The organism is Pontibacillus yanchengensis, assembly GCF_009856295.1.
Classification (GTDB): domain Bacteria; phylum Bacillota; class Bacilli; order Bacillales; family BH030062; genus Pontibacillus; species Pontibacillus yanchengensis_A.
In genome coordinates, this window is record NZ_WMEU01000003.1 from 369,421 (window position 1) to 387,119 (window position 17,699).

A 17,699-nucleotide genomic window follows, 5' to 3' on the forward strand; every position below is an offset into this window, starting at 1 on the left:
TGTAGAGGTGAGATGCAATGGAATTAGTAGATCTTAAACATGAATTAGATAAAATGGCTAATCAATTAGCGGACTTCAGGGGGTCTCTTTGACTTCGATTCAAAGAAGGCTCGTATTCAAGAATTAGAAGAACAAATGGCAGAACCATCCTTTTGGGATGATCAAACAACCGCCCAACAAGTCATTAATGAAGTGAATGGTCTTAAAGAGCTTGTTCATACGCTAGAGCGTCATGAAGAAACGCATGAAAACTTAGAGGTTTCTCATGAACTCGTCAAAGAAGAGCAAGATGAGGAACTTCACCAGGAACTAGAAGAGGATGTGAAAAAGCTCCGTAAAGACCTTGATGAGTTTGAACTTCAAATGCTGTTAAGCGAACCTTATGATAAAAACAACGCCATCCTCGAACTTCATCCAGGTGCTGGTGGGACCGAGTCGCAGGACTGGGCGAGCATGCTTCTCCGCATGTACACACGCTGGGCGGAAGGACGTGGCTTCAAGGTAGAAACGATGGACTATCTACCTGGGGAAGAAGCTGGTGTAAAAAGCGTGACGCTGAACATCCAAGGGCACAACGCCTACGGCTATCTTAAAGCCGAAAAAGGGGTCCACCGTCTTGTCCGTATTTCTCCGTTTGACTCATCTGGCCGTCGTCACACGTCTTTTGCTTCGTGTGAAGTGATGCCTGAATTTAACGAAGAAATTGAAATTGAAGTACGAAGTGAAGACTTGAAACTAGATACGTATCGCGCTAGTGGTGCTGGTGGTCAGCACGTTAACACGACTGACTCCGCTGTGCGGATTACCCACTTACCAAGTAATATTGTGGTAACCTGCCAGTCTGAGCGTTCTCAGATCAAGAACCGTGAGCAAGCGATGAAAATGTTGAAAGCAAAACTGTATCAACGCGAAATCGAGCGCCAGCAGCAAGAGCTTGATGAAATTCGTGGGGAGCAAAAGGAAATTGGCTGGGGAAGCCAAATCCGCTCCTACGTGTTCCACCCATACTCCATGGTGAAAGACCACCGTACCAATAAAGATGTCGGTAACGTACAAGGCGTCATGGATGGTGACATTCAACCATTCATTAACGCATTTTTACGCTCGCAGATGGACTAAGAATAACCCTGTCTACAGAAGTAGGCAGGGTTTTTGTCGTTTAGTGGGTGCTGGCGTGTGGAAGTCGCGAAGATCCCAATCCCACCCATCCCAGCATCAAGGTGGCCATCAATCAAGCACGTCCCCTCGCAATCTCCGCCACCAATTCTGTTCCCTCCAACCAACTACCTACACCCCGCTCCTTTCATGTACTAATGCGTTATATCGCTGGCGTTTACACCCCTCATCCATCGTGCTATACTCCATATCGGAATTCATTCCAATTTTTACGTAATGGAACATATTTTTTTCAAAACAAACAAGAATAAAAGAGCAGGTTGCCGCGTTGATGATGCGCGGTCATTTTAATGGGTAAATTTTTCCGTTAGAGACGAGGTTGCTCTTTTGGACAGAATGTGAGAGGTGTTGTGAATGATGATGATGAAAAAATACCGTAGAGAACCGATGCCTGCGTGGCTTCATCATACGATTGAATACTTATTTGTAATCATAGGCTCTGCTTTTGTAGCAACGGCTTTTAATATCTTTTTGCTTCCAAATGAAATTGCTTCTGGCGGGGTAGCTGGAATTAGTACTATCACCAAAGGACTTTTTGACTGGGATCCAGCGTATGTGCAGTGGGCGCTCAACATCCCGTTATTTATATCAGGTCTTATTATTCTAGGGAAAAACTTCGGTGCCAAGTCCCTTGTGGGTACATTGGCGTTACCGTTCTTCGTTAAGCTGACGAGTGGTATCGATCCAGCTACAGAAAATGCGCTACTAGCTGCTATTTTTGGTGGAATGGGTGTCGGTCTTGGGCTTGGTATCGTCTTCCGTGGACGGGCCTCTACCGGAGGAGTTGATTTGCTTGCTCAGATTATACACAAGTACACGCATATCCCATTAGGTCTATGTATTGCCATGGTAGATGGTGTCATTGTGGCCAGTGCTGCAATTGTGTTTGATGTGGAAAAAGGATTGTTTGCCCTAATAGGCTTGTTTGCGACAAGTAGAACGATTGATTTTGTGCAAGTTGGTTTCAATCGCTCCAAGAACGTCATGATCATTTCGCAAGAATTAGATGCTGTACGATTGGCTATTCTCCAAGAAATTGATCGAGGCGCGACCGTATTGAGTGGTGTAGGCGGTTATACGAATGAAGACCGTAATATTATTATGGTTGTTGTGGAACAAAGTGAATTCACTAAATTGACACAAACGGTTAAAAAGATTGACCCCACAGCGTTTGTCATTGCTATGGACGCTGCTGAAGTGTTGGGGGAGGGTTTTAAATCTAGCTAGGTTGGATATAATATCCTTGATGGATTTTTTCTATCAGTACACTTCGTTAGGGGGAAGTAAATTGAAAAAGTATGTTATGGCAATCCTTTTTGGCTCGGCCCTAGTACTTAGTGCTTGTGGCGGTGGCGGAGAAGAAGATGGAGGCACCACTACAGACAACGGAGAAGAAAACCAAACAGAAGAAAATGGTGGCGACTCTGGTGAAGAAGCTGGCGGCGATAGTGGTGGCGAAGTGAACACTGCAGAAGCAGAGAAACTTTATAAACAAAACTGTGCAAGCTGTCATGCGAACGACCTTTCTGGTAATGTTGGTCCAAACTTAAAACAAATTGGTTCTAAGCTAGATAAGAGTGGCATTAAACAAGTTATCATTAACGGACAAGGCTCTATGCCTCCAAAGCAACTAGAAGGTCAAGAAGCGGAAACCGTTGCAGCTTGGTTGGCTACGAAAAAGTAACTATTTTTGATAAAAAAATACTTATGTGTAAAAACCTAGATAATTGGATGATTCATCCATTGTCTAGGCTTTTTTTTGTGTGCCAGGAAATTATAAAAATGTTATGCATAGGAGGCCCCGTCCAGCTTCAGCGACTAGTATGCTTTCCTCGCCTCTGTACGATAAGTCAACATCGAACGCTTGCGCTCTCTGTGTTCCCTTTATCTCATACGGATTTTGAGGAAATTCGATTAAACTCGCTGTCTCACGCAGCAACATCGAACCAACCCACGTCCTGTAGGCCGCAGTATATACGTCGCTAACCGAGCGCTTTTGTTCTAGTTCTGTGGAAATATGGATAATAGTATGAATTTCATTTTAAGATTTAGCAAACGCTTTAGCTATTGCCATACAGGCGATTGTAAGAGATTAGGTTGTAAAATCTGAAATAAAAATGTAATAATTTTATGTCTAAAAAAATCGAATTTAGATGTTATAATGAAAAAGACGCAAAAAAGAGTCACTATTTGAACAATCAAAAAATTAACTTACAGTCAAAGGTAGAACATCATAGATAAACAACGATAGAGACACAGGTGGTTTTCTAAATGATAGAGATGAAGGACGTTAACAAGACATATCCAAATGGGGTTACAGCCCTTCAAGGAATCGATTTATCCATAGCTCAAGGTGAGTTTGTGTACATAGTTGGGCCTAGTGGCGCTGGTAAATCTACGCTTGTTGGATTGATGTTTCGTGAAGAAAAGTACACGAGTGGTAGCATAACCATTAACGGAATTGATTTAGACAAGCTAAAAGAACGCAAAATCCCACAGCTTCGACGTAATATCGGGGTTGTGTATCAGGACTTTAAACTATTACCTAGACTCACAGTTTATGAAAATATAGCGTTTGCACTTGAGGTTCTTGAAGAATCCCCTAAAAATATTAAGAAACGTGTTATGGAAGTGCTAGATTTAGTGAAATTAAAAAACAAAGCACGCCATATTCCAGATCAATTATCTGGTGGGGAACAACAGCGTGTTTCCATTGCTCGTGCCATTGTAAATCATCCAAAAATGATGATAGCAGATGAGCCGACAGGGAACTTAGATCCAGATACTTCTTGGGACATTATGCAAATCTTCGAAGAAATCAACGCAAAAGGTACGACCGTCATTATGGCGACCCATAGCAAAGAAATCGTAAATACAATTCGAAAGCGTGTCATAGCCGTTGAAAGTGGCCGTATTGTCCGTGATGAAAGCAGGGGTGAATACGGTTATGAAATTTAGAACATTAGGAAGACATGCGCGTGAGGGTGGTAAAAACATCTATCGTAATGGATGGATGACCGTTGCATCCGTTGGGGCGGTAACAACCACCTTAATTCTAGTGGGCGTTTTTATTGCGCTGATGCTTAATTTGAATGAAATTGCCAACAACGTAGAAAAAGACGTTGAGATAAAAGTACTGGTTGAATTGACAGCTGAAGAAGGTCAAATTGATGACCTGGAATCTAAGCTCAAAGATATTCCTGAAGTCGAATCTGTAAATTTCTCTTCTAAAGAGGATGAACTGAATCGACTCATCAAAAGCATGGGCGAAGAAGGACAAGCTTGGGAATTATTCGAGCAAGACAATCCATTAAATGATGCGTTTGTCGTAAAAACGACAAATCCGGTAGACACATTTGATGTAGCTGAAAGCATCAAAGGCTTCGATTATGTGAACGAAGTTAATTACGGTCAACAAGTAGTAGAAAAACTACTCAGCTTCACCAAATATGCTCGTTACATAGGAGCAGGACTTATTATTGGACTTGTTTTCACTGCTATTTTCCTTATTTCGAATACGATTAAACTTACAATTATGGCTCGAAGCAAGGAAATTGGCATTATGAAGTTAGTCGGAGCAACAAATAGCTTTATTCGCTGGCCATTCTTCATTGAAGGAATGTTGCTAGGCATATTAGGCTCACTACTTCCAATCGGTGCTACCGTTGGAGGGTATTACTACCTTTACAATAATTTAAGAGATAAAATACAGTTTACATTTGTGGAATTACTACCATTTAACCCGTTCGCATGGCAGCTAGCTCTTATCTTGCTGGCGATTGGAGCGTTTATTGGGGTTTGGGGTAGCGTTATGAGTGTCCGTAAATTCTTGAAAGTATAAAATCACAGCGGCTAGGGAAGGGGAAAGCGTTGGAATGAAAAAGGTAATAGGGATTCTTTCAACACTATCAATCGCATTAGCATTAACCTTTACGACAACAGCTGGAAATGTTTCAGCAGCTACCTTAGATGAGATCGAAAAAGAGATTAATGAACTTAAAGAGAAACAAAATTCTATTGATAGTCGTCAAAACAAAGTAGAAGGAAACAAAAACGAAACAGATTCTAAAATCAATCAAAACCAATCTGAACAGCAACAGATTAATCAACAGATTAAAGAATTAGATCAACAAGTTGCAGATACGAACAGCAAGATACGTAAAAAGAACGAACAAATTAGTAATACGGAAAAAGAAATAACTAAAACAGAACAAGAAATCGAGCAATTAGAGAAAGATATTGCTGACTTAAAAGAGCGCATTGAAAAGCGTGAAGCGCTTCTAAAAGATCGCCTACGTAACCTTCAAGAGAATGGTGGCGACGTTAGCTATCTAGAAGTACTTATGGGTGCAAAGAATTTTGGAGACTTTCTTGACCGTGCAACTGCGGTGACGAAAATCATGGACCAAGACAAGAACATTATGGAAACCCATATTCGTGAAAAGAAAGAATTAGAAGAGAAGAAAAAAGAAGTAGAACAAAAGAAGAAAGACTTAGAAGAAAAGAAACAAAACCTAGAAAATCAAAAAGCTGAACTGACAGCATTAAAAGAGAAACTAGACGCTCAACGCCAGCTTAAAAATAAGCTTATGAAAGAACTAGAGCAAGAAGAACAAGAGCTTAAAGAGAAAAAGCTTGAGTTAGAAGAACAACAAGAAATCTTAAGCAGCCAGAAAGCAGCAATCCAATCGGAAATGAATCGAGCAGAAAGTGATAAACAGCAACGTAAGGAACAGCTAGCTGCTCAACGCCGCGCAGCAGAGCGAGCCGCTGAACGTCGCGCAGCACAGGATAATAGTAGCTCTAGCTCATCAAGCAACAATGGTGGTAGTACCAGTACGCCAGCACCAAGTGGTAGTGGGTTTATCAGCCCAGCTAATGGCCCCGTAACATCTGGGTATGGTTCACGTTGGGGAAGCACTCACTTTGGTATTGATATTGGAAAATATGGAGGGTCTAGCCCAATCAAAGCTGTAGCGTCCGGAACAGTAATTAAATCCTATTACTCTTCCAGTTACGGAAACGTTGTCTATATTTCTCACTCTGTGAATGGTCAAATTTACACATCCGTGTATGCACACTTACAGAACCGCGAAGTTTCAGATGGCCAATCCGTATCTCAGGGTCAACGTCTAGGATATATGGGATCAACAGGACAATCTACTGGACCTCACCTACACTTTGAACTTCACAAAGGCCCATGGAACTATAGCAAGAGCAACGCTATAAATCCAGCTAGCTACATTAACTTTTAATTTTTGTTTAGTGACAAAGATATCGTTAAAGAACAAAGATATCCTTAAATGACAAAGATATCATTAAACGGGAATTACAAAGATATCGTTAAAAGTTCCAATAAATATAAACAAACAAGAATAATTATGCACATCTTAGTTAATTACTTTAACAAGGTGTGCTTTTTAATTATTAATAGGAGGATGATGAATGGCACGTTTTAATTATGAATTGACAATGGCTAAAATTGAAAAGTTTAAGAATGAAAGGAGAGGTGAAGGAGATTTAGAAACATACAAGCCCTGGATTACAGTCAGAGACTTGGCATCTAAAGGGAGAAGCAGTCGAGAATTTGGAGTGAAGGTCAAAAGAGAATATCATTTACTTTCTGATTTAGAGAGGTATTTCTTTTATATAGCGGAATGGTCAGACAATATTGTTGATATTAAAGAACAATTTCCTATATTAGAGAGAGAGAAGACTATGGAGATTGCAGAAATATTGGGTTTTAAACACCCTAAAGATACCAAAACTAAGGTTAATGCAGTAGTAACAGTAGATTTTTTAATTTCGTTCAAAAATAAAGAAGGCGAAATTAAAACAGTCGGTAGGTCAATTAAACCTTCTAGTGAACTGATAAAGAAAAGAACTATAGAAAAACTACTAATAGAAAAACACTACTTTGAATCTATTGGAATAGATTGGGCGATTGTTACTGAAAGAGAAATTAATAAAAATCTTGCGGTTAATATTCAAGAATTAAGAGAATATTTACTTCGTGAAAACCAGATAGATAAGGGAGTAACAGACTTTCTTTTAAGTAAAATGAAAACGCTTTCAAAGGAGGGTGTTATTATGGAGGATATTAAACATATAAGCCAAGTTGAAGGTTTCAGATTGGATGAACTTTTAACTGCATTAAAAGTTCTAATTGCTACTAAACAAATCCCTTTTAACTTAAACCAAAGATTAGATTTTAATAAAACTTGGTCTTTTTATAAAATCGGAGGTTAAACATGATTACTACAAATTCAGTATATCAATGGCAAGAAAGCGGAGAAAAGTTTAGAATATTGTGGATCAACCCAAGTGCAACTTACGCATTTGTAATTGACATGGAAAATTATAAAAATAATATGCCATATGAGTTCCCTCTACACAAAATGCACAAAGCAATTTTACTGGGAGAAATATATCATATAGAAGACCCAATAAGATATCATCCCTCAGATGATAAAGAAAAAAATAGATATTGGGAGATATTAAAGGACATTGTAACTATAGAACCTGCTATCTATCAGAGCAAAGAAAGATACAGATTAATTGAGGGGTTAATGAGTAAGTATGATGTATCTGACGTAACACTTTATAAAAAGTTAAAAAGGTATTGGAAAGGTGGGATGTCTCCGGCTGCTCTTTTAGATGGGCGAAAATGGTCAGGTGGAAAAGGTGAAGAAAAGATATCTACTAATAAAAAAGTTGGGAGAAAAAACTCAAATAAAAATTTATCAATGCCAGTAACTGAAGAAATAAAAAAACAAATCAATGCTTCTCTTAAAGAACATTTTTTCAATAGAGAAGGGGCTACTCTTAAATTTGCATACGATATGTTTATTACAAAATATTATTCACAAGCTGTAAAAAATGATGATGGAACAATTTCTTTTGTTGCTAAGGAAAACCATCCAACACAAAGACAGTTCCATTATTGGGCAAAAAAGTTATATTCTCCAAGTGAAACGATTAAAGGAAAGAAAGGTGAAAAAAGATACCAAAAAGACCATAGAGGTTTAGAGGGGTCGAGTATATATGAAGCTATGTGCCCCGGAAGTAGATTTGAAATTGATTCAACTATTGGAAATGTCTATTTGGTTAGTGAGTACAATAGGGAAGAAATTATTGGAAGACCGACCATCTATTTGGTAGTGGATGTATATAGTCGTATGATTGTTGGTTTTTACGTGGGTAATGAAAGTTCATCATCTTGGTTTGGTGCTATACAGGCCCTTGTAAATACAATACGTAATAAGAAAGAGCTTTGTGAGCAATATGGTATTCAAATAAATGAAAATGAGTGGCCAACAAAATATTTTCCTAAAGCCATTTTGGCGGATAAGGGTGAGTTTATCGGCTACAATTCAGATCTGATTACACAGAACTTCAGAATAAGGGTTGAGAATACCTCTTCTTACCGGGCTGATTTAAAAGGGACTGTTGAAAAGATGTTAAATTTAATCCCAGAGAGTATAAGACCATTCCTCCCTGGTCATATAGAACCTGATCACCGTGAAAGAGGCGGGAAAGATTACAGGTTGGAGGCAAAACTTACCATCAGGGAATATAGTGAGTTAATTATTGAGGCTATTTTGCATTATAATAAAAGCTTTAAAAACACCTACCCCTTAACAAAAGAAATGATAAAGGAGAATTTGAAACCAACCCCCATAAATTTATGGAACTGGGGCATTAATGAAAACCCCAGCAACTTAATAGAGATGAGCCCTGAAGAAGTCTATTACAACTTATTACCTCGTAAAAAAGCAACAGTGACACATAGAGGCATTGAGTTTAAAGGGGCTAGATATATTTGCGATATAGTAAGAGAAGAGAATTGGTTAGCGAATGCTCGGAATTATGGTTCATTTAAAGTTGATGTTAGCTATGATACAAGGAATACCAATAAAATATACTTGCATTATGAATACAAGTTTATTGAATGTTTGCTTCTTCCTCATCAAGAAAAATATATGAATGTAACATTTGATGACCTAGATTCCTTACGGCAGCAGTTAAATAATCAAAATAAAGAACAAGAAGAACAACAGCTTTCTAATAACGTTGGCTTTAACAAAACAATACAGGGGAAAGTTGAAGAGTTTACAAACCAACCTGAAAAAGAATCTCCTAAACAAACAAAAAAAGAACGTGTTGAAAATATATTAGAAAATAAAAAAGAAGCTAAAAATCAAGAAAGAAGGGCCAATCCTCTAATTTATGGTCAACTAAGTGATAATGAGTCAGATGATGCAGATAAAAACCAATTTAAAAGAAAGTCTATATTAGAGTTAGGTTTATTTCAAGACGAGGAGGAAAGCGATAATGGTTGATTATTTACTTGAGGAATATGAAAACAATCCCTTTATTAAAGCCCTACCGCCAATCCAAAGCTTAGGAACCTCATATGAACATATGATAGTCGATCAAGTATTTTCTGAAGAGGAGGTAAAGTTACCGGAAGAATTAAAGAATTTTGTATTGCCTAAATTAAAAAGATTGTATCTACCTCATAGCAAAAGTCTAGACCTAGAAAAAAGAATCTCTATGGTAATGAGATATGGTTACCTGGGAAGGAACCCATTAGAGAAAAGACAATATCAATCTCTCTTTAATAAAGAGTACATGTATGAAGAGTTACACGACCAAACAGATAGCTTTGCTTTAATTGGCATCCCAGGCATCGGGAAAAGTAAAACCGTTGAAAAAGTCCTATCAAGGTATCCGAAAGTAGTAAAACATAGCGCACCAATAAATAGATATCAAATCACCTATTTAAAGCTTGATTGTGCACATGATAGCTCCTTAAAGACGATTTGTATGTCATTTTTTTCTGAAATAGATGCCGTACTTGGAACTAATTACGTAAAGGACTTTGGAAGAAAAACATTTTCTACAAGTGCCATGGTAAATAACATGGCTCACCTATCAAAACTTCATGCTTTAGGTATTTTAGTTATAGATGAAATTCAGTATTTGTTATCTGGACAAGGGAGTAGTTATGAAAAGGTAATGAATTTCTTTGTTAGTTTATCGAATTCTGTAGGAGTGCCCCTGTTACTAATGGGAACCATGAGAGCAAGAGAAATTTTACAAAGAGATTTCAGGCAGGCTAGACGAAGTTGCGGAGTTGGTGATTTAGTCTGGGAAAATTTCAAAAGTGATGATAAAGAATGGAGAGCTTTAGTTAAAACCGTATGGAAGAACCAGTTACTGGATGAAATCCCAAATTTAAATGATTCATTTTATAATGTCCTATATAAAGAAACTCAAGGAGTTCCAGATATTCTTGTGAAGTTGATGCAAATGTCTCAAGTAAGAGCATTAGAATTTGGCACTAAACACTTAACCCCCGAATTAATTCAAAGTGTTTCAAAGGAAGACTTTCAATTAATTAAACCGATGCTGAAGGCACTTGAATCAAACGATAATAAAGAACTAATGAAATATGATGATCTTATGCCTTTGAGTCATAAAGGAAAAGACACCCCTGATAATAAAACAAAAAAGAAACAATCCTCATCTTCATTACATCAAAAAACTTTTGATTTTTTAAAAGAAATGGGACATAAACACTATATGTTGGATTTAATCATTGAAAAAGTTATTGACGAAATGAAAAACCCAACTTTTAAAGAAGTGATTCCGAAAGTATTGGAAGAAATAGAAGGCGTTCAACCAAAACAAAAATTGCTATTATATGAGGACTTATTTACTGAAATTAAAAGCTATGGACCTGGAAAAGAGGCTATTGAAAAAACATATGAGTATCTTGCCGCGAAGGGATTAATAAAACAAATATCATTTGAGTAAAGGGGGGATTAAATGATTTCAGGTTTTCCTAACGTAAGCAAAGGAGAAACAGTTTATTCTATCATGGCAAAGTATCATAAGATGATGGGACATACTGAGATAAGAGCAACATTCGAAAAAGTACTAAACAAGGATAAAGCAGCCCTGTCAGGTATTAATGTGGATTTACCCACCATTATTTCAAACTTACACTATACTACCTCAGAATTCTCCCTCTATAGACAGCTAGAAGATTGGGTAACCCATCATACCAGTTTTAATTACTATTCATTCTTCCACGAAACAAAAATTAAAGAGAAACTATTAGTGAACTATATTCATGAACCTTATAAGCATGGGATTACTCTTCAAATTGGTAAAGCAGCTTCTGATATAGTTGAACCGAAATATTTAAAGTTTTGTATGTCATGTTATGAAAAAGAGATTGAAGAAGCTGGGGTAGCTTCTTGGTACTGGATTCATCAAATACCTGGAGTATTCACTTGTCCTTTTCATAATAAATCATTACACATTAGCAAAGTCCCAAGAAATCCGAGATATTTACAATTGTTAGATGAATCCGTAGTCAATGATAGTGATGTACTATTGGATATCGAGGAATTGGTCTCAAAATTCAACCCTCTATCTCACTTAAGCCTAAAAATTTCTACTGAAGAAATGAATGGAAATTGGGACAAGCCAAAGTATAAAAAATCGTACATTGGGTTAATTAAAAAAGCGGGATATGGCGGATATGAGGCGAACGTATATAAAGAAAAGATGTACATGGATATTACAGAATTCTACGGACTGAAAATTATAAATATTTTGGAAGAAAAAATAGCCTTCAACTTTACCTCATTAGAAAAACTATGGAATGCTAAAGATAGTGTACAACATCCTATATATCATATATTATTTCTCCACTTTATAAGTGAAAAGATGAATTACGATTTGGAACAAAACTCCATAAGGGAATTAATAGAGCTGGGTCATGAATATTTTCATGACCCAGCATGTAATATGGATGCATTACAAGCACAATTCATATGTCTTAACGCTTTCTGTGAGTACTTTTATAAAAATAACTACATAGTTGTCCACCACTCGAAGTCTAGTGGAAATCATACTTTTCATGTGAGTTGTACATTTTGTGGCCTAAAGTACAGAAATCATTGTATTCCATCCGATTTCACAAACTATAAATGGGATTCATTGATAGAAGTTGGAAAAAATTTAGATGAGAAAATTATTAGTATGGTCTTAAAAGAGAATTTATCATTTTGGAAAACCGCAAAGATACTAGGGTTACCCGAAAATTCAATAAGGAAAGTGATTCAAAGAGAAATGAATGGGCCATTACAACAAAAGGGATCGAGTACTAAAAAATATAATCAAAAAAGGGATAGAGAAGAATGGGAAGCACTAATTATAAACAATAAATTAAAAACCAAAACGGATCTCGCAAATGAACATTATGCGTTATTTAAGAGGTTAAGAAGATATGATAGAGAATGGTTGGATTCCCGTGATTACAAAAAAGCAGGTTCAATGCAAAATATAGAAGTTGTGGATTGGAAACAAAGAGATAAAGAATATTTAATAATTCTAAAAGAAGCCTATAAAGAACTTTTAAAAGAATACAAACCTAAAAAAATTTCTCACAATACGCTAACAATAAAAGCTAATATAAAAATAAATAAAAAATATCAAGCTAAATTGCCCCAGACTTTCGATTTTATTAATGAAGTAAAAGAGACTAATGACCAGTTTGCGATACGTAAAGCTAAAATGATTTTAGACCACCAATGTAAACTACCATTAGGAGCTCAATATAAACCGAAAAATATGACACACAAAGTGGGGTATTACAATAAAATTTCTGATGACGCTAAAAAGCATATCAGGAAGATGCTAGATGATTTCTATAATGAAGTATTATAGTAAGTATTTTGAGGATCTAATCTTACTTACCGAGACCATTGGAATACTATAGCGTATTTTGTAAAAGAGTGTGTATAACATATTATTCATCCGATCTAACTTTTTTTCTAATTACGGGTGTCATCAATATGTGACCAATGAATAAGTTAGCAATCCGATGTATTAATTGTGATATTTATTCATTTATCTTGAGATCAAGTCTTCAAGATAAGGGCCATTATGTTGAAGACTTGAATTCGAGATAATCGTTAAACTGAATAGTTATGTGAAGAGATTACATGGGTTTTTATGGTAAAATTGAGTAGGTAATTACGGTATGACACTAAATTGAAGCAAAATGGTTTTATGTGGAAGGATGATTTTTGTGAGTAAAACATTATATTTTTCAAAAGTGAATATTAACTCCCATATTTTACGTGTATATGAGGATAAAAAAGAGTTTGAACGGATTATAAAAGAACTATATGTAAAAATTAAGGATGATGTGGAATATGTGAGTGAAGCATTACAAATGGATGACGAGGGAAATCCATACACTCATAAAGAAATTTATAAGTTTAAGTCTATTGAGAAATTTAAGGATGAACTAGATTTCACAATAACAGGTAAGGTATTTAAAACAATGACAATTTTTATAGGTGAAGAGAATGGAGAGACTGGAGAAATCAAAAAAATTCCCGCCGAACACACGGAAGGAATTGAATTTCACTATGACTTATATAAAGAAATAATAACCTTTAATACAACTAGTAGGTTTGGTTACGTTAAATTTAATGATGTCTTTAAAAAGTTGCTTAATAAATGTATGTCAACTAAGAATGAAAAATATTACTTTGAAGTATCTTTATTAAGAGAAGGTCTAAATGTAAGCGAAATTAAAAAACAGTTGAAATCAATAGGTGAACTAGAAACTTTAAGAATAGAAATAATGCCTCCCAATCCAGATGACGAACTGCTTGATAGCATACAAAACAATGGTGAAGAATATTTAGATAGTTATAAAGATGGGAATGTAACACAAAGAAGTATACTGTTTACCTCAAGGGCACCTGAAGGCTTAAACATAGATTCAAGTATAATTGACAATGAGATTGAACAATTAGACAAAATCCACTCAAAATTATCTAGTGATGAAGCCACACTAAAAGGATATGTAAATGTAGAAGCAACAAACAAAAGCGGAAGGTTTTATACAACCAACGATAGTAAGCCTGTTAAAGATAAAATAGAAAAACCTTCAGGCTTACTTGATTTTGCTAAAATATGTAAAGGTAAAATAAATGCACTTGTAAGTAACATATTGTAGGAGGACATGATGAAAACTAGAATTCTTGATAGATTTTCCACTAATAAAAAGTGGAAAGATTATATAAATATACGTTCATTTGAATGTAAAGCCTCCCTTATCATATCAATTCTTCTTGTTTTTGCTTTTTACCTATTTGATATGTATGGGTCTTTCGATACTTACGTTGAAGTTTTACAAGATATAACCCTTAATATAATTCAAGCTTTAATTTCTTTGTTAGGCATTATCATTGCAGGCGTAGCAATAATTTTTAGTGCACTGAACAAAGAAGTATTGGCTACCATTAAAAAAATCAATCCGACTGCTTCTATTCAAACGATATTCATTAGCTTTGAATTTTTAGCCTTTAATATCGGAATTGGAATAATGATATTCCTTTTGCTTCACTTCTCTTTATATACTAGCTTTGAGTTGGTTCCTGAAATTGTGTTTTATATTCTTTTGTCCTTTTTCCTATACTTCTTTACGTTTATTATTTTTTATGCGATTAGTTTAATCAGTAACATTATAAGATTGTTTTACATTACTGACACTTATAGCAACATTAACGATTATGAAAATAGCGTACATTATGAGGCAAATGAAATTAGAATCGACTTTATTTTGAATTCTATAATGAAAGATAGAATATCTAAAGAGGAATTCATAAAGCAGTTATTTGAGTTTGTAGAAAGGAGTAATTCCGATAATAAAGAGGAAGTTAAAAAATACTTTAGGGATTACTACTCTTAATACAGAGAACTTCGTTTTGTTTTCATATATTCTTCCAGAAGTGACAATAAATCTTAAATTAGAATTATTCTTGAAATTCTTGCCATTCGATATAGAAATTTATTAGTTCCTATTGTTGCCCATGCAATTTGGAACCTGTTTGCTTTGTTTTTCTGATTTTAGACTAATCTGTCTAGTCAAATATAATATAACTAACAATATTCATTGAGATTATCTTGAATTCAATTCTTCAGTAAACGGGCGCGAATCATAAATAAAAAGTTGTGTCCCTTTATACTTTGGGAAAGTTACTATCAAAATGTAATGTAAACAAGGTGGTGCGATTTTTTGGTATCCGTATTAAAAAGGTTTGGAGTTGTTTTATCTTGTATAATTCTTTTAACCGCATGTTCTGAAGCAGAAGAAACAGATGCCAAAACTATTATGGCAACTGGAAAAGTAGTTGAAAAAAACACTGAGGATACAGAGAGATATATAGAAGTGTTGACTATAGTCGAGAACAACAAAAGAAACATAAAGTTACAAGTTAAAAATGAAAATGTATGGAACTTGATCTTAAAAGATAAATTTTACAGGGTCTCATTCGATATTGAAAACGATACATATAGTCCATTAAAAGAAATAAAGACAATAAAAGTCGATCCTGAAAAGTTCCAAAAAGACTTAATGAACTTAAACTAACAGGGAATTATAGTTGAGGGGAATTTGATGATTATCTCAAATTCAAGTCTTCCTGATAAGGGGCGCAAACCTGGAATAAGGCTAACGGGAGACTCAGTTTCGAGATAATTAGTATATATATAGTGATTTCTTTAATGAGAAGAAGATTTAGAGGAAAATGGTATTAATGAGGGGGGAATTATTATTAATAAGTTTATAGTAGATATTTATAAACAAGTTTGGGATGAGATTGGTTTTGGTCCAAAAGAAGATGTACACTTAAAGACACTATGCTATCAATTAGATAAGAAATTAGATGAGTTCTCCAGAGAAATTCACAGTAAGATAGGATTTGGTATAGGTGATGGGTTTTCTGTGTATATTAACGGTTTTGATAACATCATCTTTGTAAGAATAGAATTGTTTGATACTAGTGAATATTCATATATTACAGAGTATCTAAAGAGCAAAGGCGAAGAAATTGATTATCCTAGCTTTGATTCTAACATGGTGGATACTCTAGTTCATGTTTCGAAATTTGATCAGAAATTGACTCAGAATTTGATAAATGAATTACATAATGAGTTTAGACAGGAAATAAAAATTACACATTCTGAAAAGATTTTTGAGAAAGGTGCATCTAATTGGGAAGTAGAATTGCTACTATGGTTGAGTAATATACCTGCTTCTATAATAGGCGCTTACATCTACGATTTTTTCCAAAAAAATAAATCAGATGAAGCAGAAATGCATGTAATTGATAGTTTTGATAAGGGTTCTGTATTAGGTATAGCTGCAAAATTAAGCGAAGTTAGCATAAATGACTTGGAAGTAATAAAGTCAGAATATAACGAACATGATGGTACAACATTTTACTTAATTACTAGTAGATATGTAGATGTTAAATTAAAACTAAATAAATCAAATAAAGTCATCAATTATAGTTTAGATAAGAAAAGTTATCTAAAAATTTAATCTATATCTCGATTTCATATACTCAGGATATAGGGACGATAGCCGGACATTGGTTATCGCTTATTGTGCTAACGAAGCAGAACATTTCAACATAAACTAAATTTGAAAAGATACGAAAGATAGTAATTAATTTTACATTTCTTTAGGCGCAAATATTTATCCAAATTCAACTCACTTTAAGGAGTTTAAAAGCTTACTTGTTATTGATCAACTTGAGGATATCTAGAAATCAAGTTTTCTGTTAAGGGCGCTTTCCTGGAAAAAGGAGAGCCTTTTTTTGTTTGTCTTGAACGTAAATTTGATTATAAACTGGATATTTATGTTTGGAGGAACTATCTTGAAAAAACTTGGACATAAGCGCTAACATAATTTACAATAAATGGATTGCTTTTATTTTTACAACAGGATAAGTCCAATTTAACGCCCACTATGATATGAGATGCACCACTGGTAGTGAAGCAAATCCTTATCCTGGTTATAAAGTTACTTGAGAACTAGAGTAGCAACATTAGACCATACAATCACAGGAATATAGGAGTTGAATTCTATTGAATATTACAAAGAAAAAGATTTTTCTTACCCTATTAATTACAGCATGTGTAATATCGTTAATGGTTTCCACCATTCTTAGCTTTCAACTTGAAAGAGTTAATAGTCAACAATCTGATGAACTTAATCAATCCATGGAATCCCTGTACAATACTGTGGAATCACATATTAAAGCTCTAGAAGAGATTAACGATATAGATGAATATGAGTTCAACACTATACAACCATTTCTTTATAATTCTTTAGACGCAATAAAAAATCATCAAATGATCACTTTAACTATTTATTCTAATAAGAGTGATCGTAAAGCTGTCAAAGCCTATAAAGATGAATTTAACCAATTATGGAATGTGCTTAATGAGGTTCATAACGAGGAAAATAATAAAATTGAAAACCTTGATAATCACATAAAACAGTTAAAAACTTCCCTTGATAATTTCAAATCCTATAACCAAGGTAAGGAATAACCTTAGAGGGATCTCCACTTCAAGTGAGAGGTATTAATTTAACTGAAATAGTGTTTCATTTTATAAAACAGGGGACAGTAATTCAA

At 35.0% G+C, this 17,699-nt stretch carries 16 protein-coding genes; all 16 read left to right on the forward strand.

Annotation, left to right across the window (positions count from 1 at the left end; all coding sequences use genetic code 11):
* The first annotated feature begins 17 nt into the window (after positions 1–17).
* The 16 genes from prfB to GLW08_RS11755 all read left to right on the forward strand — a co-directional run bounded on the left by prfB (position 18) and on the right by GLW08_RS11755 (position 17,613).
* A protein-coding gene (prfB, locus tag GLW08_RS11685; RefSeq protein WP_160848826.1) for a peptide chain release factor 2 occupies positions 18–1,119 on the forward strand; the annotation gives its coding sequence in 2 pieces (ribosomal slippage) (positions 18–89 and positions 91–1,119; 1,101 coding nt in all).
* Between the two features lie 444 nt (positions 1,120–1,563).
* Positions 1,564–2,403 carry a YitT family protein gene (locus GLW08_RS11690; protein ID WP_160849012.1) on the forward strand — a complete coding sequence of 280 codons (840 nt, stop codon included), beginning with the start codon at positions 1,564–1,566 and terminating at the stop codon, positions 2,401–2,403.
* Between the two features lie 61 nt (positions 2,404–2,464).
* Positions 2,465–2,860: a cytochrome c551 gene (gene cccB / locus GLW08_RS11695; protein ID WP_160848827.1), complete on the forward strand. Its 396-nt coding sequence runs from the start codon at positions 2,465–2,467 to the stop codon at positions 2,858–2,860.
* Between the two features lie 587 nt (positions 2,861–3,447).
* Positions 3,448–4,134 carry a cell division ATP-binding protein FtsE gene (gene ftsE / locus GLW08_RS11700; RefSeq protein WP_160848828.1) on the forward strand — a complete coding sequence of 229 codons (687 nt, stop codon included), beginning with the start codon at positions 3,448–3,450 and terminating at the stop codon, positions 4,132–4,134.
* Entirely contained in the window at positions 4,124–5,017 is an 894-nt protein-coding gene (gene ftsX / locus GLW08_RS11705; RefSeq protein WP_160848829.1) for a permease-like cell division protein FtsX, read from the forward strand. The genes ftsE and ftsX overlap by 11 nt, the downstream gene beginning before the upstream one ends.
* Before the next feature lie 34 nt (positions 5,018–5,051).
* Positions 5,052–6,431, forward strand: a complete 1,380-nt coding sequence (locus tag GLW08_RS11710) for a murein hydrolase activator EnvC family protein (protein WP_160848830.1) — start codon at positions 5,052–5,054, stop codon at positions 6,429–6,431.
* 190 nt (positions 6,432–6,621) lie between these two features.
* Entirely contained in the window at positions 6,622–7,425 is an 804-nt protein-coding gene (locus GLW08_RS11715; RefSeq protein ID WP_160848831.1) for a TnsA endonuclease N-terminal domain-containing protein, read from the forward strand.
* 2 nt (positions 7,426–7,427) lie between these two features.
* Positions 7,428–9,518: a Mu transposase C-terminal domain-containing protein gene (locus tag GLW08_RS11720; protein ID WP_160848832.1), complete on the forward strand. Its 2,091-nt coding sequence runs from the start codon at positions 7,428–7,430 to the stop codon at positions 9,516–9,518.
* Positions 9,511–10,998 carry an ATP-binding protein gene (locus GLW08_RS11725; protein WP_160848833.1) on the forward strand — a complete coding sequence of 496 codons (1,488 nt, stop codon included), beginning with the start codon at positions 9,511–9,513 and terminating at the stop codon, positions 10,996–10,998. The genes GLW08_RS11720 and GLW08_RS11725 overlap by 8 nt, the downstream gene beginning before the upstream one ends.
* Before the next feature lie 12 nt (positions 10,999–11,010).
* Positions 11,011–12,921: a TnsD family Tn7-like transposition protein gene (locus tag GLW08_RS11730; protein WP_160848834.1), complete on the forward strand. Its 1,911-nt coding sequence runs from the start codon at positions 11,011–11,013 to the stop codon at positions 12,919–12,921.
* Between the two features lie 364 nt (positions 12,922–13,285).
* A complete protein-coding gene (locus GLW08_RS11735) occupies positions 13,286–14,227 on the forward strand; it encodes a hypothetical protein (protein ID WP_160848835.1) in 942 nt (313 codons plus the stop codon).
* Between the two features lie 9 nt (positions 14,228–14,236).
* Entirely contained in the window at positions 14,237–14,962 is a 726-nt protein-coding gene (locus GLW08_RS11740) for a hypothetical protein (protein WP_160848836.1), read from the forward strand.
* A gap of 75 nt (positions 14,963–15,037) precedes the next feature.
* Positions 15,038–15,118, forward strand: coding sequence for a hypothetical protein (locus GLW08_RS22425; protein ID WP_423808656.1), 81 nt, complete (start codon positions 15,038–15,040; stop codon positions 15,116–15,118).
* Between the two features lie 171 nt (positions 15,119–15,289).
* Entirely contained in the window at positions 15,290–15,643 is a 354-nt protein-coding gene (locus tag GLW08_RS11745) for a hypothetical protein (protein WP_160848837.1), read from the forward strand.
* Positions 15,644–15,997: 354 nt separating this feature from the next.
* A complete protein-coding gene (locus GLW08_RS11750) occupies positions 15,998–16,597 on the forward strand; it encodes a hypothetical protein (protein ID WP_337193932.1) in 600 nt (199 codons plus the stop codon).
* Between the two features lie 548 nt (positions 16,598–17,145).
* Positions 17,146–17,613 (forward strand): hypothetical protein, encoded by a 468-nt coding sequence (locus GLW08_RS11755; RefSeq protein WP_160848838.1) that lies wholly within the window; start codon positions 17,146–17,148, stop codon positions 17,611–17,613.
* Positions 17,614–17,699 lie beyond the last annotated feature (86 nt).